The sequence below is a fragment of the Sphingomonas oryzagri genome, from assembly GCF_029906645.1.
GTDB lineage: Bacteria > Pseudomonadota > Alphaproteobacteria > Sphingomonadales > Sphingomonadaceae > Solisphingomonas > Solisphingomonas oryzagri.
In genome coordinates this window covers 328,233-345,467 of record NZ_JARYGZ010000002.1, presented here as the reverse complement: position 1 = coordinate 345,467, position 17,235 = coordinate 328,233, and the positions used below count along the sequence as shown (strand labels likewise).

General features: G+C 67.0%; 17 protein-coding genes. 5 read left to right on the top strand and 12 right to left on the bottom strand.

From position 1 onward, the window contains the following. Window positions 1-137: 137 nt before the first annotated feature. The 4 genes from sufC to QGN17_RS15700 are packed head-to-tail and all read right to left on the bottom strand — an operon-like array spanning window position 138 to window position 3,405. Window positions 138-983 carry a Fe-S cluster assembly ATPase SufC gene (sufC, locus tag QGN17_RS15715; protein ID WP_281045545.1) on the bottom strand — a complete coding sequence of 282 codons (846 nt, stop codon included), beginning with the start codon at window positions 981-983 and terminating at the stop codon, window positions 138-140. Further along, window positions 970-1,383: a hypothetical protein gene (locus QGN17_RS15710; protein WP_281045544.1), complete on the bottom strand. Its 414-nt coding sequence runs from the start codon at window positions 1,381-1,383 to the stop codon at window positions 970-972. The genes sufC and QGN17_RS15710 overlap by 14 nt, the downstream gene beginning before the upstream one ends. Then, a complete protein-coding gene (gene sufB / locus QGN17_RS15705) occupies window positions 1,380-2,873 on the bottom strand; it encodes a Fe-S cluster assembly protein SufB (RefSeq protein WP_281045543.1) in 1,494 nt (497 codons plus the stop codon). Before sufB ends, QGN17_RS15710 begins: the two co-directional genes overlap by 4 nt. 1 nt (window position 2,874) lies before the next feature. Continuing rightward, a complete protein-coding gene (locus QGN17_RS15700) occupies window positions 2,875-3,405 on the bottom strand; it encodes an SUF system Fe-S cluster assembly regulator (RefSeq protein ID WP_281045542.1) in 531 nt (176 codons plus the stop codon). 246 nt (window positions 3,406-3,651) lie between these two features. Between QGN17_RS15700 and QGN17_RS15695 the strand changes: the two genes are divergently transcribed. Then, window positions 3,652-4,674: a quinone-dependent dihydroorotate dehydrogenase gene (locus QGN17_RS15695; RefSeq protein WP_281045541.1), complete on the top strand. Its 1,023-nt coding sequence runs from the start codon at window positions 3,652-3,654 to the stop codon at window positions 4,672-4,674. Here QGN17_RS15695 and QGN17_RS15690 read toward each other — a convergent pair. Further along, window positions 4,671-6,425, bottom strand: coding sequence for a gamma-glutamyltransferase family protein (locus QGN17_RS15690; protein WP_281045540.1), 1,755 nt, complete (start codon window positions 6,423-6,425; stop codon window positions 4,671-4,673). The genes QGN17_RS15695 and QGN17_RS15690 overlap by 4 nt on opposite strands. A 178-nt stretch (window positions 6,426-6,603) precedes the next feature. Between QGN17_RS15690 and QGN17_RS15685 the strand changes: the two genes are divergently transcribed. Further along, a complete protein-coding gene (locus QGN17_RS15685; protein ID WP_281045539.1) occupies window positions 6,604-8,370 on the top strand; it encodes an AMP-dependent synthetase/ligase in 1,767 nt (588 codons plus the stop codon). Here the strand turns inward: QGN17_RS15685 and QGN17_RS15680 are convergent. Genes QGN17_RS15680 through QGN17_RS15650 form a run of 7 tightly spaced genes read right to left on the bottom strand, consistent with a single transcriptional unit; the run spans window position 8,367 to window position 13,042 of the window. After that, window positions 8,367-8,741, bottom strand: a complete 375-nt coding sequence (locus tag QGN17_RS15680; protein ID WP_281045538.1) for a hypothetical protein — start codon at window positions 8,739-8,741, stop codon at window positions 8,367-8,369. The two genes, QGN17_RS15685 and QGN17_RS15680, sit on opposite strands and share 4 nt — an antisense overlap. A 47-nt stretch (window positions 8,742-8,788) precedes the next feature. After that, complete coding sequence (gloB, locus tag QGN17_RS15675) at window positions 8,789-9,517, bottom strand: hydroxyacylglutathione hydrolase (RefSeq protein WP_281045537.1); 729 nt, start codon at window positions 9,515-9,517, stop codon at window positions 8,789-8,791. 5 nt (window positions 9,518-9,522) lie between these two features. Further along, complete coding sequence (locus QGN17_RS15670) at window positions 9,523-9,939, bottom strand: VOC family protein (protein WP_281045536.1); 417 nt, start codon at window positions 9,937-9,939, stop codon at window positions 9,523-9,525. Between the two features lie 35 nt (window positions 9,940-9,974). After that, the gene (locus tag QGN17_RS15665) at window positions 9,975-10,772 is read right to left on the bottom strand and encodes a tetratricopeptide repeat protein (RefSeq protein ID WP_281045533.1); all 798 of its coding nucleotides are present in this window, start codon (window positions 10,770-10,772) and stop codon (window positions 9,975-9,977) included. Continuing rightward, window positions 10,769-11,521 carry an alpha/beta fold hydrolase gene (locus tag QGN17_RS15660; protein WP_281045532.1) on the bottom strand — a complete coding sequence of 251 codons (753 nt, stop codon included), beginning with the start codon at window positions 11,519-11,521 and terminating at the stop codon, window positions 10,769-10,771. The genes QGN17_RS15665 and QGN17_RS15660 overlap by 4 nt, the downstream gene beginning before the upstream one ends. Next, entirely contained in the window at window positions 11,509-11,763 is a 255-nt protein-coding gene (locus QGN17_RS15655; RefSeq protein ID WP_281045531.1) for a DUF6356 family protein, read from the bottom strand. Before QGN17_RS15655 ends, QGN17_RS15660 begins: the two co-directional genes overlap by 13 nt. Window positions 11,764-11,797: 34 nt before the next feature. Continuing rightward, window positions 11,798-13,042, bottom strand: a complete 1,245-nt coding sequence (locus QGN17_RS15650) for a dicarboxylate/amino acid:cation symporter (RefSeq protein WP_281045530.1) — start codon at window positions 13,040-13,042, stop codon at window positions 11,798-11,800. Between the two features lie 130 nt (window positions 13,043-13,172). Here QGN17_RS15650 and QGN17_RS15645 point away from each other — a divergent pair, with 130 nt between their 5' ends. The 3 genes from QGN17_RS15645 (at window position 13,173) to infC (ending at window position 17,232) form a co-directional block, all read left to right on the top strand. After that, a complete protein-coding gene (locus QGN17_RS15645; RefSeq protein ID WP_281045529.1) occupies window positions 13,173-14,492 on the top strand; it encodes a hypothetical protein in 1,320 nt (439 codons plus the stop codon). 70 nt (window positions 14,493-14,562) lie between these two features. Then, window positions 14,563-16,572: a threonine--tRNA ligase gene (thrS, locus tag QGN17_RS15640; protein ID WP_281045528.1), complete on the top strand. Its 2,010-nt coding sequence runs from the start codon at window positions 14,563-14,565 to the stop codon at window positions 16,570-16,572. Between the two features lie 150 nt (window positions 16,573-16,722). Continuing rightward, the gene (gene infC / locus QGN17_RS15635; protein WP_026095060.1) at window positions 16,723-17,232 is read left to right on the top strand and encodes a translation initiation factor IF-3; all 510 of its coding nucleotides are present in this window, start codon (window positions 16,723-16,725) and stop codon (window positions 17,230-17,232) included. Window positions 17,233-17,235: the final 3 nt, after the last annotated feature.

The window sequence follows — 17,235 nt, the reverse complement described above, 5'->3', positions numbered from 1 at the left end:
AGGTGGCGCGCCGAAGGCGTGACGGAGGGGTAGGTCACGGCTGGGCAAACCATTCGCCATACGGAGAGCTACCCCTCCACCACTCGCTGCGCGAGCGGTCCCCCTCCCCCGCCGGGGGAGGATTTTCAGCACCGCGCTCATGCCGCCACCGCCGCGTAGCCCTCACGCTCCAGCTCCAGCGCCAGCTCCGGCCCGCCCGAGCGGACGATGCGGCCACCCGCCAGCACGTGCACGAAGTCCGGCTTCACGTAATCGAGCAGCCGCTGATAGTGGGTGATCAGCAGCACGGCGCGGTCCGGCCGGCGCATGATCGTGTTGATGCCGTGGCCCACCGTCTTCAGCGCATCGATATCGAGGCCGCTGTCGGTCTCGTCGAGGATGGCGAGCTTGGGGCCGATGATGCCCATCTGCACCATCTCGTTGCGCTTCTTCTCGCCGCCCGAAAAGCCGACATTGACCGGCCGCTTGAGCATCTCCGGATCGAGGCCCAGCTCGTTCGCCTGCGCGCGGGCGAGCTTGATGAACTCGCCGCCGCTGAGCGGCTCCTCGCCACGCCCCTTACGCTGCGCGTTCAGCGCCTCGCGCAGGAACTGGAGGTTGGAGACGCCGGGGATCTCGACCGGATACTGGAATCCGAGGAACAGGCCGGCGGCGGCGCGCTCGTGCGGCTCCATCGCGAGGAGGTCCAGCCAACCATCTTCTTCGTCACCCCGGGCTTGACCCGGGGTCCCGCTGCCTTGCCCCGCAGAAGAAGAAGCGGGACCCCGGATCAAGTCCGGGGTGACGGTGGTGGGGCGGAAGCGGACCGTCCCCTCGGTCACCTCGTAGCCGGGCCGCCCGCCGAGCACATAGGCGGTGGTCGATTTGCCGGCGCCGTTCGGCCCCATGATCGCATGGATCTCGCCCGGATTGATCGCGAGCGTGATACCCTTGAGGATGGCCTTGCCGTCGACTTCGGCGTGGAGGTTTTCAATTTTGAGCATTAGAGGAGGTCTGCTTTCCGGAGAGGCGGCGATAAGCTGTTTCTTGAGAAAATAAGTAAGCTGCCATTTCAGCGACCTTCTTGGCTTCCGGCGCTTGCTCCAATCCTCGGACAAGATTGAACGCCATCAAATGCGCGGCAGCGATTACGCCAGTATCGTCAGCTTTTTCGGCGTGAGCTTCTAGATAGCATGACCGCGACATCTCAACCGCGCGAGCCATAGCAATCGGCGTTCCTCGTTCTGCGAGATCAACAAAACCGGCCGCGCCAGCTTTGTAGGCAAGGGCTTCTGCAAACTCATAAAAATCAGCGATCCGTTGCGACCTTTCGCTCGGTGAGCCGTCAGTAGTGCTGATCAGGAAATCGGCAGCATCATCGACAAAATTCGGAGTTGCGCTCATCCCACGCTCCCCTCCAGCGAGATCCCCAGCAGCTTCTGTGCCTCGACCGCGAACTCCATCGGCAGCTGCTGGAGCACCTCGCGCGCGAAGCCGTTGACGATCAGCGCCACCGCCGCCTCCGGGTCCAGCCCGCGCTGCATCGCGTAGAAGAGCTGGTCGTCGCTGATCTTGGAGGTGGTCGCCTCATGCTCGATCTGCGCCGACGGATTGCGCACCTCGATATAGGGCACGGTGTGCGCGCCGCACTGATCGCCCAGCAGCAGCGAATCGCACTGGGTGAAGTTGCGCACGCCTTCGGCGGTCGGCCCGACGCGGACGAGGCCGCGATAGGTGTTGTCCGATCGGCCCGCCGAAATGCCCTTCGACACGATGGTCGATCGGCTGCCCTTGCCGAGGTGGATCATCTTGGTGCCGGTATCGGCCTGCTGGCGGTTGGTGGTGACGGCGACCGAATAGAATTCGCCGACGCTGTTCTCGCCCGCCAGCACGCAGCTCGGATATTTCCAGGTGATCGCGGAGCCGGTCTCCACCTGCGTCCAGCTCACCTTGCTGTTCCTGCCCTGGCAGAGCGCGCGCTTGGTGACGAAATTGTAGATGCCGCCCTTGCCCTCGGCATCGCCCGGATACCAGTTCTGCACGGTCGAATATTTGATCTCGGCATCGTCGAGCGCGACCAGTTCGACCACGGCGGCGTGGAGCTGGTTCTCGTCGCGCTGGGGCGCAGTGCAGCCTTCGAGGTAGGAGACGTAGGCGCCCTTGTCGGCGACGATCAGGGTGCGCTCGAACTGGCCGGTATTCTCCGCGTTGATGCGGAAATAGGTGCTGAGCTCCATCGGGCAGCGCACGCCTTCGGGCACATAGACGAAGGTGCCGTCCGAAAAGACCGCGCAGTTGAGCGTGGCGAAATAATTGTCATACGTGGGCACGACCTTGCCGAGCCACTTCTTCACCAGCTCGGGATATTCGCGGATCGCCTCGCTGATCGACAGGAAGATGACGCCGGCCTTCTTCAGCTCCTCGCGGAAGGTGGTGGCGACCGAGACGCTGTCGAACACCGCATCGACCGCGATCTTGCGCTTGGGCGGGGCGTTCGGATCTTCCTCCTCGACGACGCCGGCGAGCAGCTTCTGCTCGGCGATCGGGATGCCGAGCTTCTCGTAGGTGCGCAGGATCTCCGGATCCACCTCGTCGAGCGAGGCGAGCGTCGGCTTCTTCTTGGGCGCCGCGTAATAATAGGCGTCCTGATAGTCGATCGGCGGGACGTTGAGCTTGGCCCAGTCCGGCGCCTCCATCGTCTGCCACAGGCGGAAGGCCTTGAGCCGCCAGTCGAGCATCCACTCCGGCTCGTTCTTCTTGGCGGAGATGAAGCGGACGGTATCCTCGTTCAGGCCCTTGGGCGCGAACTCCTGCTCGATCTCGGTGTTGAAGCCCCACTCGTAGGTGGACAGCTTCTCCGCGGCGGCGATAGCTTCGAGATTCTGGGTGGCCATTTTAAGCGACACTCATCGAGTTCAATTCCGGGGATGCCTTATCCCCCATTCGTGCTGAGCTTGTCGAAGCACGTGCTCCAAGCGCTTCGACTGCGGCACGTCCTTCAACAGGCTCAGGACGAACGGGTGGAGAAGCGGCGAGGCTGGAAAGACTGACACCGGCAAACGCGCCGCGCACCGCCTCGTTGACGACGCCCCAGTGCGGGCGGACCTTGCAGGCGCTTTCGAGCGCGCAGTCATGCTTGGCCTCCTCGACACAGGCAGTGAGCGCGATCGGGCCTTCGACCGCTTCAACGATATCGGCCAGCGTGATCGTCTCGCACGACTTCGCCAGTACGAAGCCGCCGGCGGCGCCACGCTGCGTCTCCAGCAGGCCGGCGGCGGCGAGCTTGCCCGCCAGCTTCTGCGCGGTGGGCAGCGGCACGCCGGTCTCGGCGGCGAGGATCGTTGCGGACAGGCGCGCATGCGGGCAATGCCGCGCGGCGGCGGCCATCATGACGACGGCATAGTCGGCGAGGCTGGAGAGTCTCATATCCGGTTCCGGCGCATGTCTTCTTGCGATCCGTTCTCAATTCAGACTGATTCGATCCGAATTGCCATGTGGGCGCGGGGAGGGGCTGGGTCAAGGGGTATAAGCCCCTCCCAGAAAGGGAGGGGTTTGGGGTGGGTTCGCCTCCGTATCCGGTTGCGCCCGCCCCGAGCGAACCCACCCCCGACCCCTCCCTTTCTGGGAGGGGAGAAGAGGTGACAGGGCACGCCATTAACACTAGCTGGGCTCATGCTCTACCCCCTTCTCCGCCCGCTCGTCTTCCGCTTCGAGGCGGAGCGCGCGCACCTGCTTTCGCTGTCCGCGCTGGAGATGGCGCCGAAGCGCAAGGTGCCCGCCTTCGATCCGAGGCTGGCAACGGAGGTGGCGGGGCTGCGCTTCCCGTCGCCGGTCGGCCTCGCGGCGGGCTACGACAAGGATGCTCGGGTGCCGGACGCGATGCTGGGGCTGGGCTTCGGTTTCGTCGAGGTGGGGACGCTGACGCCCAAGCCGCAGCAGGGCAACCCGCAGCCGCGCCTGTTCCGGCTGGTCGAGGACCACGCCGTGATCAACCGCATGGGCTTCAACAACGGCGGGCAGGCGGAGGCCTTCGCGCGGCTGGCCGGGCGCAGGCGGCAGGGGATCGTCGGCGTCAACGTCGGCGCCAACAAGGATGCCGCCGATCGCATCGCCGATTATGCGGCGGGCGTGCGGATGATGGCACCGGTGGCCGACTATCTGACGATCAACATCTCATCCCCAAACACGCCTGGCCTGCGCGCGCTGCAGGAGGCGGCGGCGTTGGACGAACTGCTGGCCGGCGTCATGGAAGCGAAGGGCGAAGCGGGGCCGCCGGTATTCCTCAAGGTCGCACCCGATCTGGAGGCGGTGGATATCGATGCGATCTCCCGCGTGGTGATCGATCGCAAGGTGGACGCACTGATCGTCTCCAATACGACGATCTCCCGCCCGCCGCTCTCTTCCAGATTCGCGGAGGAGCAGGGCGGCCTTTCGGGCGAGCCGCTGCGCCCGCTGGCGCTCGCCAAGCTGCGCGAGTTCCGCCACGCGACGGGCGGCCAAGTACCGCTGATTGCCGCCGGCGGGATCGGATCGGCGGCGGACGCCTATGCGCGCATCCGTGCCGGTGCCAGCCTCGTCCAGCTCTATTCGGCGCTGGTCTACGAAGGGCCGGGTCTGGCGAAGCGGATCGCCAGGGGGCTGGTCCCGCTGCTGGAACGGGATGGCTTCAAGACGCTGGCGGAGGCGGTGGGTTAGGGCGCCACCGAATCCGTGATCGCGCGGCCCTCGCGCCTCGGATCGTAGCCGCCGTCGAACTTGCCGTCGCGCACGATTACGCCCTGGATGCCCGAATCCTCACCCTGTCCGGGGCGCAGCGTCACGCCGCGCGCGGCGAGCGCGTTCACGACGTCCGGCGGGAACTTGTCCACCTCGCCCCAGAAATTCGGGCCGGTCGCGATCAGGTTGGGGAGTGCGATGGCGTCCTGCATCGGCATGTGCCAGTCGACTGCGCCGACCATCGACTTGCCGACATAAGCGAGGATCGCGCTGCCACCCGCCGATCCCAGCGCGCCCGCGAAGTGCCCGCCCTTGTCGAGCATGATCAGCGGCGTCATCGACGAACGCGGGCGCTTGCGGGGAGCCACCGCGTTGGCGACCGGCCGCCCCGTCGCATCCTTCGGCGCGAAGTCGAAGTCGGTGAGCTGGTTGTTGAGGAAGAAGCCATCGACCATCCGGCCGGTGCCGAAGATCGATTCCACCGTCGTCGTCATCGACACGACGTTGCCGGCGGCGTCGCGGATGATGATGTGCGAGGTGCCGGTCGGGTCGATCGTATGGTCGATGCCCGCCACCTGCGCGCCCGCCGGATGCCCTGCCTCGGGCGGCGGCACGGCGGCATCGGGACCGATCAGCTTGGCGCGCTCGGCGATGTAGGCGGGATCGAGCAGACCCTGGATCGGAACGGAGACGAACTTGGGGTCGCCGAAATAGCGGTTGCGGTCGGCGTACATCAGGCGGCTCGCCTCGGCGAACTCGAACCAGGCCTGCGGATCGTTGGGGCCGCGCTTGTCGATGTCGGTATGCGACAGGATGCCGAGCAACTCGAGCAGAGCCGCGCCGCTGGACGGCGGCGGCGGCACGCAGACCTTGTAGGCCCGGTACGGCCGGCAGATCGCCTCGCGCTCGACCGGATGGTAGGCGGCGAGGTCGGCGAGCGTCATCGTGCCGGGCAGCGGGCCGTCATGGGTCCGCGCAACCAACTTCGCGGCGGTCGGCCCGGTATAGAGCGCGTCGGTGCCCTGGGCCGCGAGACGGCGGAGGAAGTCCGCGTAAGGCAGGTTGGCGAGACGGTCGCCCGCGTTGAGCAGCGTGCCATCGGGCTTGGAGAAATAGCGCTTCACGTCCGGCGCGCTGTTCTCCGTATAATCGCCGTGGATCATGCGGGCGAGGCGGGGCGAGACGATGAAGCCTTCTGTCGCGGTCTTCACCGCGTCGCCGAACAGGTCCTTCCACGGCAGCTTGCCATGCTCGTCATGGGCGAGCGCCAGCATCTTGAGTACGCCCGGCACGCCTGTGGCGCGACCGCTCAGTACCGCCTGGGAGAAAGGCATCGGCTTGCCGTCGGGGCCGAGGAACATGCCGGGATCGGCCCCGGCCGGCGCTTCCTCGCGGCCGTCATAGACGGTGATCCTGCCGCTCGCGGCGTCGAGATACGTCATGAACGAACCGCCGGCGACGCTGGAGCTTTGCGGCTCGACCAGCGCCAGCATCGCCTGCATCGCAATCGCGGCGTCGATGGCGCTGCCGCCCCGGCGCATCGTGGCGAGGCCGGTCTCGACGGCCAGCGGATTGGCGGCGGCGACGAAGATGCGCGGCTGTTCTGTCGGCGCCGGGGGCGTCGTCGGCGCGACGGCACTCTGCTGCGGCGCCGTCGTCGTGCAGGAAGCGAGCGAGACGGCGAGGAGGCCTGCCAGAAGCCGGCTGACCTTACGGCCGGTTGGGATCATCGCTCGAACTCCTCATCGTTACGCCGCACGGATCGATAACCGCGCGGGTCGGGATCGTCCATGCCAGTGGCACGCGGCAACCGATTATCGCGGTGGCAAGGGGTTGCGCTTCACGGTCAGGCGACGGAAACCGTAGCGTCATGAAACCGCCGGCACCCGGATCGGCGGAGGAGAGGTCATGCGTCTGCTCGAACATTTCCCCAATCTCGTCACCATGTTCTTCGTGCGCGTCGCGGAGAAGGGCGATGCGCCGTTTCTCTGGCGCAAGCAGGACGGCGCCTGGACCCCGACGAGCTGGCGGGAGGCGGGCCGCCAGGTCGCGGCGCTGGCGCAGGCGCTGCGGGACAAGGGGCTGCAACCCGGCGACCGGGTGCTGCTTGTCGCCGAGAACCGGCCGGAATGGTGCATCGCCGATTATGCGATCATGGCGGCGGGCTGCGTCACGGTGCCGGCCTACACCAGCAACACCACCCGCGATCACGCGCATGTGATCGAGAACAGCGGCGCCAGAGCGGTGATCGTATCGACGGCGAAGCTCGCCGCGACACTGATCCCGGCGGTGTTGCGTGCCGGGCAGGTCAACCTCGTCATCGGCATGGAGGCGATGAAGATCGGGCAGCAGGGCGCGTTCGAATTCTGCAGCTGGGAGGCTCTCGCCAATGCCCCTTCGGATGTCGGCGCCTGTGCGGAAGGCGCGAAGGCCTTCCGACGCGACGATCTCGCCTGCATCATCTACACGTCCGGCACCGGCGGCGCGCCGCGTGGCGTCATGCAGCATCATGGCGCCATCCTCCACAATGTCGCGGGCGCATCGCATGTCGTCTCGGAGGATTTCGGCTGGGGGGACGAGGTGTTCCTGTCTTTCCTGCCGCTCTCCCACGCCTACGAGCATACCGGCGGCCAGCACCTGCCGGTCGGGCTGGGCGGGCAGATCTATTATGCGGAAGGCCTGGATAAGCTCGCCGCCAATATCGAGGAGGTGCGCCCGACCCTGATGGTGGTGGTGCCGCGCCTGTTCGAGGTGCTGCGCACCCGCATCGCCAAGGCGATCGAGAAGCAGGGGCAGCTGCCGACATGGCTGCTCCAGCGAGCCGAGGCGATGCCGGACAGGCCGAAGCTCTGGCAGCGGCCGATGGACCTGCTGCTCTCCGCCACCATCCGCAAGAAGGTGCGCGCGCGTTTCGGCGGGCGGATGAAGGCGCTGGTCTCGGGCGGCGCGCCGCTCAATCCGGAGGTCGGGCGCTTCTTCGCCTCCTTGGGGCTGATGCTGCTGCAGGGCTATGGCCAGACCGAAGCCGCGCCGGTGATCAGTTGCAACCGCCCGAAGGCGGGGATCAAGCTCGACACGGTCGGCCCGCCGCTCCCCGATACCGAGATCCGCATCGCCGAGGATGGCGAGATCCAGGTGCGCGGCGAACTGGTGATGAAGGGATATTGGCAGAATCCGGCAGAGACGGCGCGGGTTCTGTCCCCCGACGGCTGGCTTTCGACCGGCGACATCGGGCACATCGACGACAAGGGGCGGCTGGTCATCACCGATCGCAAGAAGGACATCATCGTCAACGACAAGGGCGACAATGTCGCGCCCCAGCGGGTCGAGGGAATGCTGACGCTCCAGCCCGAAATCCTGCAGGCGATGGTGTCTGGCGACCGGCGGCCCTATCTGGTCGGCCTCGTCGTGCCCGATCCCGAATGGCAGGCGGATTGGGCGAAGACGGTGCCCGATGCCGGGCCGGAGGCGCTTCAGCGCGCGTTGCAGGCCGCGGTGGACCGGGTGAACGCCGATCTATCCACCACCGAGAAGGTACGCCGCGTGCTGGTGGCGGATGAGGCCTTCACCATCGAGAATAGCGAGCTTACGCCCTCGATGAAGATCCGCCGCCACGTGATCCGCGCGCGCTACGGCGCGCGGCTCGATGCGCTCTACAAGGCGTCCGCCTATTAGGGCTGCTTCACCCGTTCGTAGGGTATGAAGTCGCCAAGCGGGCAGGCGCCGAAACCCATACCGCTCGGCGGGTCGACCACGGTCAGCACGTCGCCGCGGCACAGCTGCCCGGAATAGGTGTGGCTGATGATCGTGCGGTCGTGCCGCAGGTTGGGGCAGCCCGGCGTGTTGAGATAATCGGGGCCGGCCTTCATCCGGTAGAGGATCGCGCCCGAATCGAAGATCGTCGTGTCGTCGATCCGCGACTGGGTGATGCAGCTGGTCGGCGCGCCGGGCGTGCGACCGGCGAGCGCCTGGTCCTGCGACGGCGCGCGGGCCGCGAGCGGGGTCGCCGCCAGCGAGAGCAGGGTGGTGAGCGTCAGGATGCGCATGGCGAAGTCCTTTCCGATGCTACAACGCAAGGACGGTGCGGCGGTGCCTAGCCCTTGAAACCGTCCTTGGCGGCGCGTCGCTCGGCCAGTTCCTCCACGGTCGCGGCGCGCATGAAGGGATTGGTCGCGCGCTCGGCGGCGATGGTGGAAGGAAGCGTTGGCTTGCCCTCGGAACGCAGCGCCTCCGCATCGGCGAGCGCCTGCCGCGTCGCGTCGTTGCCCGGCTCTGCCGTGACGGCATAGCGGCCGTTGGACACGGTATATTCGTGGCCGCAGGCGACGCGGGTTTCGGCGGGCAGCGCCTCCAGCTTGCGCATCGCGGCGAACATGTCGGCGGCGGTTCCCTCGAACAGCCGGCCGCAGCCCATCGCGAACAGCGTGTCGCCGGTGAACACGACGTCGAGCGACGGCACGTGGATGGCGATATGGCCGGAGGTGTGCGCGCCCACCGCGATCGCCACGCCCTCATGTTCGCCGATCGTCACCGTATCACCGTCGCCGATCGTGCGATCGAGCGTCGGGATGCGGCCTTCCTCATGCGGGCCGGTGATGGTGGCGCCGGTCGCCGCCTTCACATCGGCGTTGCCGCCGACATGATCGGGATGCCAGTGGGTGTTCCACACCTGCGTGATGGTCCAGCCGCGCTCGTCCGCAGCCTTCAGCACCGGCGCGGCCTCGCCCGGATCGACCGCGACCGTCTCGCCGCTCGCATCGTCGTGGAGCAGCCAGACGTAATTGTCGCTGAGCGCGGGGACGGGGACGAGCGAGACCGCCATCGGGCTTACCAGCTGCCGGTATTGGGCATCGACGCCCAGGGTTCGGCGGGCGCGAGGCGATCGCCGGCCTGCAGCAGTTCGATCGAGATGTTGTCGGGTGTGCGGATAAACGCCATGTGGCCGTCGCGCGGCGGGCGGTTGATGGTGATGCCGGCGTCCATCAGCCTCTGGCACAGATCGTAGATATTCTCGACGCGATAGGCGAGGTGGCCGAAATTGCGGCCGCCGTCATAGCCTGTCTCGCCCCAATTGTGGGTCAGCTCCACCTCGGCCGCCTCGTCGCCGGGGGCGGCGAGATAGATCAGGGTGAAGCGGCCCTGCTCGCTGTCGAAACGGCGGGTTTCCTTCAGGCCCAGAAGCTCGAAGAAGCGGATCGTCTCGGCGGGGTCGGAGACGCGGATCATGGTGTGGAGATATTTCATGGTGCCGCGAAGATAGGTTCGCGGCGCGGCGATGGCTAGCGCCCCTGCGGCTTCGCTTTGGATGCGGCGGCCGGTTTCGCCGCGGGGCCGCCCGATGCCGCCAGCTCCGCCTTGGCGCGCTTGGCCGCATCGCTGTCCGGCTCGACCGTCGAGGCGCGGGTCCACTGCGCGCGGGCATCGTCCATGTCGCCGGCGGTGGCGGCGATGTTGCCGGCCTCGTAGAGAATGTCGGACTGGTTGGGCGCGCGCAGCATAGCCTCGTTGATGTCCGCCTTGGCGCGGGTGGTATCGCCCATTCGACGGGCGAGCGTGGCGGAGAGCAGCCAGGCCATCGGATCGGCCGGCACCAGCTTCACCGCCTGATCCAGATCGGCGCGCGCCGCGCCGGTGTCGCCGGCGCCCACCGCCGCGCGGGCGCGATCGACATAGGCCTCGCCCTTCAGCGGATCGGGCAGCAGCGGCGAGGCGATCGCGGTCGAGAGATCCGTGCGCGCCGTCTCGAACTCCCCGCCGGCCAGCGCGGCATTGCCCGCCGACACCCAGAGGTTCGCCGACGCCAGGCCGTCATGAGTCTGGTCGGCGAGCGTCGCGCCGGTGGTGAAGGCGTCGAGCGCGCCCTTCCAGTCGCCGCTGGCCGATCGCGCGATGCCGAGGCATTGGGCCGCCGCCACGCCGCCGCCGGTCTTGGCCCAGGCGATCGCTTCCTTCTGCGCGGCGGCCGGGTCGGTGTCGGACAACCGGGCGCAGGCATCGAAGCGCGCCTGCGTACCGCGACCGTCGACAGGGCCGGGAGTCGTGGCGGCCGCGACGGCGAACAGCAGGGGAAGGATCACAGGCTCTCCAGCAACGTGTCGAGGGTGCGCAGCAGGAGCGCGATGTCCTGCGGGCGCGACAGGCGATGATCGCCGTCCTTGACGAGGATGGTCTGCACGTCGGCTGAACGGACGAGCGCCGCGACGCGCTGCGACACCCAGGTCGGCACCTCGGGGTCGGCCTCGCCGTGGAGCAGGCGGACCGGCCCGTCGAACGGGATCGGCGCGTGGAGCAGGCGCTGCGATTCGGCCGATTGCCAGAAGGCGCGCGTCGTCACCATCGGCGGGCCGTAAGCGGACGGCTGCTCGATCCGGCCTTCTTGGAGGATGCGCATCTTCTCGTCCTGGTCGTAGCCCCAGTCCGAGAAATCGGGTGCCGAGGCGATGCCGATCAGCGCGCGCACCCGGTCCGGCCGGGCGATCGCGACGAGCAGCATCAGCCACCCGCCCATCGAGGAGCCGACCAGCACGAGATCGCCCTCGCTCGCATCCACCATCGCCAGCGCATCGTCGCGCCAGCTCGCCAGCGTGCCGGAATCGAAGCGGCCCTCGCTCTCGCCGCAGCCGGCATAGTCGAAGCGCAGCATCGCGCGGCCGGTCTCGGCCGCCCAGCTGTCGATCGCCTCCGCCTTGCTGCCCGTCATGTCGGATGCATAGCCCGGCAGGAACAGGATCGCCGGCCCCAGGCCGGGCCGGAAGCGGAAGGCGAGGCGGGGAAGGCCGTCGCGTTCGAGGAAGTGCGGCGGCTCCGCCGGGTTCAGATCACCCATCCGCCGTGGCGCGTTTCGATGGTGGCGTCGCGCTTGGCGCCGCGCTTACGGACGAGGCGGTCGTTGAGCGTCTTGATCGTCTCGCTGCCGGTCGATTTGAACAGCGCCGGCACCGCCGCGTGGACGAGGCAGGCCATGCCGGCCGCGATCATCGTGAAGCCGTAGGACGACGCCTCACGGGCATGTTCCGTATAGGTCTCGCCGACATCGGCGGGGTGATCGAGGAACAGCTTGGAGAACATGCGCAGGCCTTCCGCCGGAGGATGGACCCTTATCCTATGCGGGCATGGGTTCGTCCAGCGTCTCTCGCCCATCCTCCCATTTCGCCACCACGGCGGCGGCGACCGCGTTGCCGACCACGTTGGTGGCGGATCGACCCATGTCGAGGAAGTGATCGACGGCGAGGATCAGCACCAGCCCGGCTTCCGGAATCGCGAAATGCCCCATCACCGCCGCGATCACGACGAGGCTCGCGCGGGGCACCCCTGCCATGCCCTTGGAGGTGATCATCAGGATCAGAACCATGACGATCTGCTGACCGATAGGAATGTCGATGCCGTAGACCTGCGCGATGAACAATGTCGCGAAGGTCATGTAGATCATCGAGCCGTCGAGGTTGAAGCTGTAGCCGAGCGGCAGCACGAAGCTGGCGATGCGGCGCGGTATGCCGAATTCCTCCAGCGCTTCGAGCAGCCGCGGATAGGCGGCTTCGGACGAGGCGGTGGAGAAAGCGAGCAGGGCCGGCTCGCGGATCAGCCGCACCAGCCGCCCGGCGCGGCCGCCCAGCATCACGAAGCCCGCGCCGATCAGAACCGCCCACAGCATGAACAGCGCCAGGTAGAAGCTGCCGACGAAGCGCCCGAAGGTGAGGACGATGCCCGCGCCGTTGATCGCCACGGCGTGCGCGATGGCGGCGAACACCGCGATCGGGGCGACGCGCATCACGTAATCGGTGATCTTCAGCATCACTGCGACCAGCGCCTCGATGCCCGTTACCAATGGCTTGGCGACATCGCCCACCGCGACGATCGCCACGCCGAAGAAGACCGAGAAGACGACGATCGGCAGAATGTCGTTGTTGGCCATCGCCTCGATCATCGAGGCCGGCACGATGTGGACGAAGAAATCGTGGAGGTTGAACGCCTTGGTATCGAGATTGAGGCTTTCCGCGCTCGCCGGCAGGGTCAGCCCGCTGTCGGCACCCGGCTGCAGCAGGTTGACCAGGATCAGGCCCAGTGTCAGCGATACGATCGTGGCGCCGATGAACCAACCGAGCGTCCGCCCACCGATCCGCCCCAATGCCGATGTGTCGCCCATATGCGCGACGCCCACCACCAGAGTGGAGAAGACCAACGGCGCGATGATCATCTTGATCAGGCGCAGGAACAGATCGGTGAAGATGGTGAGGTAGCCGGCCCACTGATCGAGCTCAGGCCCCGCCAGCATGGCGTGCAGGATCAGGCCGGCCCCGAAGCCCAGCACCATGCCGATCAGGATGAACAGGGTCAGCCGCTTTGCCACACACACTCCGTTAAGGATGGACGCGCACAAGACGGGAGGGAGCGCTTGCGGTCAACCCATGGGCCGGCCACGGAACCGAAGCGCGCGCGTCGCATTGCGTGTCGAACCGTCGCACCGCACAAGGATGCCCATGAATCGCGCCGCCTTCGCCTTGCTCGCCGCCCTGATCGCCGCATCGTCCGCCGCTCCTGCGATCGCGGAAGCATCGCCCGACGATAGCGTCACGCGGATCAACGCGGCGCCGGTACGCGACGGCTGGTTCGTCTGCGACGCGCTGAGCAGCCCCTACGCGCTGTTCGCCGGCAAGGTGGACAAGGGCGCAAGCCTGATCACGTTGCTTGATCGCCGCAACGGACGGTTCGATACGCAGGCCTATCAGGTCGGGCCGGCGGATCCCGGCGCGGGTCAGATATTCTGGTCGCTGTCGCGGGCCGGCAAGGAGGTCGGCAACGTCCACGCGGTCAATCCCGGCATGATCGACGAGGGCGGCGCGACAGTCCCGACCGTCACCAGCGTGAAGATCGACGACAAGCAGCTCGATTGCCGATGGCTGGCGCACACGCGCTTCATCGGTATCGATTCGCGTCGCACCGTGGTGGTGACGGAGACGCCGCAGGGGCTGGTCTATCAGGCCTTCGGATTCGCGAAACGCGGCCCGGTGATCAATCCGGACGGCGTGCAGCAGACCAGCAAGCCGACGCTCCGACTGCTGGGCGGATCGGAGGTCGTCGGCGACCGGCCCGGCTTCCGCTTCGCCAATGGCGGCTACGTCTATTATGTCCAGCGCCCGCGTGGCGGCGAGGCGGCGGGGCTGACGATCACGCGCAACGGCAGCCTGATCGGCGCCGAGAAATATGTCGGCTTCACCTATGCGCCGCCGATCGGCCGCGCGCCCGAAAAGCTGACGGCGGCGCTCGGGGCCGATGCGGTGTGGTCGGGGCAGGGGATCGATGCCTGCCGCAAGGGCGACGCCAAGGTGGTCGACGCCTGCCTGATCGACCTGATGAGGAAAGGCGGCGCCTCGGCCGCCTCGATCGCTTTCACCCAAAAACTGATCGCGGCGGACAGTCCGGGTTATGTTTCGGGCTGGAAGCAGATGGGGCCGGTCGGCATCGCCACCGTCACCTATCCGTTCCGCGCCAATACCAACAGCGGCACCTGGCTGGTGCCGGTGGCGGGCGACCCGATCGACGTCGATGCCTATCAGCTGACCGCCGGCGACAAGCTGCGTGCCGACTACAAGGCGGCGATGGCCGACAATCCGGATGCCTTCCCGGTGCCGCCCGGCACGATCTCTTTCGACAAGACGCCCGCCGGCAATCTGCGCGTGCTGGTGACGACGCCGACCGCGACCTGCCACGCCTGCGCGCCGGGCGCATCGATCGTGATCGGCTATGATTTCGATGCGGCGGGACATTTCCTGTTCGCCGGAGTCGTCGCCGTCGCCTGAGTCGGGTTGCGTGACGGCACGGGAACCGTACATAGGCGGGCATTCCAACCCTACAGGATACGCCCGTTCCATGTCCGCGATGCTCAAGATCACGCTGCCCGACGGTTCCGTCCGTGAGGTAGCACCGGGGACTACCCCGGCGGACATCGCGGCGGCGATCGGGCCTGGGCTGGCCAAGGCGGCGATCGCGGCGAAGGTGGACGGCGAGCTGCGCGACATCATGCGCCCGCTGGAGGCGGACACGAACCTCGCGCTGGTGACGGCGAAGGACGAGGCCGACGCGCTCGAACTCGTCCGGCACGACTACGCCCATGTGCTGGCCGAGGCGGTGCAGCAGCTGTTTCCGGGCACGCAGATCACCTTCGGCCCGTCGACGGACGACGGCTTCTATTACGATTTCGCGCCGAAGGACCGCCCCTTCACCGAGGAGGACCTGCCCGCGATCGAGGAGGCGATGCGGAAGATCATCGCCAAAGACGCGCCGCTGATCCGCGAAGTGTGGAGCCGCGCCGACCTGATCGCGCGCTGGCAGCGCGACGGCGAGACGTTCAAGGCCGAATGGGCCGCCGAACTGCCAGAAGGCGAGGAGCTGACGGTGTATCGCGCCGGCAACGGCGAGGATGCGTGGCTCGACATGTGCCGCGGCCCGCACCTCGCCTCGACGGGCAAGCTGGACCCGAGCGCGTTCAAGCTGACGCGCGTCTCGGGCGCCTATTGGCGCGGTGACCAGAAGAACGCGATGCTCTCGCGCATCTACGGCACCGGCTGGCTCAACAAGAAGCAGCTCGACCAGCATCTCACGCGGCTGGAAGAGGCGGCCAAGCGCGACCATCGCAAGATCGGGCAGGAGATGGACCTGTTCCACCTCCAGCCCGAGGCGCAAGGGTCCGTCTTCTGGCACCCCAAGGGCTATATGCTGTGGCGCCAGCTGGAGGCCTATATGCGCCGCCGGCTCGATGCGTCGGGCTATGTCGAGGTCAAGACGCCGCAGCTGATGGACGCGCGCCAGTGGGAGCAGTCCGGCCACTGGGGCAAGTATCGCGAGAACATGTTCGTCGTGCCCGACGAGATCCCCAATACCGAAGAGGACGGCCCCGTCCTCTCCGGCGAGGGCGATCTGATGGCGCTGAAGCCGATGAACTGCCCGGCGCACGTGCTGATCTTCCGCCAGGGCATCAAATCGTATCGCGATCTGCCGATCCGCATGGCCGAATTCGGCTGCTGCCACAGGAACGAGCCGCACGGCGCGCTTCACGGCATCATGCGGGTCCGCCAGTTCACGCAGGACGATGCGCATCTGTTCGTGCGCGCCGATCAACTGGTCGACGAGGTAAAGCGCTTCTGCGACCTGCTCGACGTGATCTACAAGGATCTCGGCTTCGACAGTTACGCGATCAAGCTGGCGTTGCGGCCGGAAAAGCGCTTCGGTTCGGACGAGATGTGGGACTGGTCCGAACAGTCGCTGCGCGACGCGGTGGCGGCGACCGGCCGCGACACGCCGGAATTCGGCTGGGAAGAACTGGAGGGCGAGGGCGCCTTCTATGCGCCCAAGCTCGAATTCCACCTGACCGACGCGATCGGCCGGACGTGGCAGTGCGGCACGCTGCAGACCGACACGGTGCTGCCCGAGCGGCTCGATGCGAGCTACGTCGGCGAGGACGGCAACCGCCATCGCCCGATCATGCTCCACCGCGCGATCCTCGGCACGTTCGAGCGCTTTCTCGGCATCCTGATCGAGCATCATGCCGGCAAGTTCCCGCTCTGGCTGGCGCCGGTGCAGGCGGTGGTGGCGACGATCGTGTCGGATGCCGACGGCTATGCGGAGGAGGTCGCGGCGACGCTGGCGGCGGCGGGCATCCGCGTCGAGACCGATCTGCGCAACGAGAAGATCAACTACAAGGTGCGCGAGCACAGTCTCGCGAAAGTCCCGTACCTTCTCGTCCTCGGCAAGCGCGAGGCGGACGAGCGCACCGTCGCCGTCCGCCCGCTCGGCACCGACGCGCGGCAGGAAGTGATTGCGCTGGATACGCTGGTCGAGCGGCTGAAGACGGAAGCGCTCGCGCCCGATCTGCGCGGTTGAGCGTTTGACTTTACGGAATGCGGGGCAGCTGTGGCGGCCCCGCATCTTCCGTTTTGTTCATCAAACCCCTATATGCGCCCAATTCAGGCGACAACAGGAGAAGCCGCTATACGACCCCCGATGATGCGCCGCCCGCTTGGCGCGCCCCCGATGCCCCTTAACGGCCCGCGTTTCGACGAGTTCATCAACGTCCCCAAGGTCCGCGTGATCGACGAGGATGGTGAGAATCGCGGCGTGATGTACACGCGCGAGGCGATCGAGGAGGCGCATGAGCTGGGGCTGAATCTCGTCGAGGTGTCGCCCAACGCCGATCCGCCCGTCTGCAAGTTCCTCGATGTCGGCAAGTTCAAGTACGAGGCGCAGAAAAAGGCCAATCTCGCCCGGAAGTCGCAGAAGACGCAGGAGATCAAGGAGATCAAGATGCGTCCCAACATCGACGACCACGATTATCAGACCAAGATGAAGAAGATCTTCGAGTTCATCGAAGAGGGCGACAAGGTGAAGTGCACCCTGCGCTTCCGTGGCCGCGAGCTGGCGCACGGCCAGCTTGGTATGCAGGTGCTTCAGCGGGTGCAGGCCGACGTGGCGGAGATCGCCAAGGTCGAGCAGTTTCCGCGTATGGAAGGCCGTCAGATGCTGATGGTGATCGCGCCGAAGTGAGCG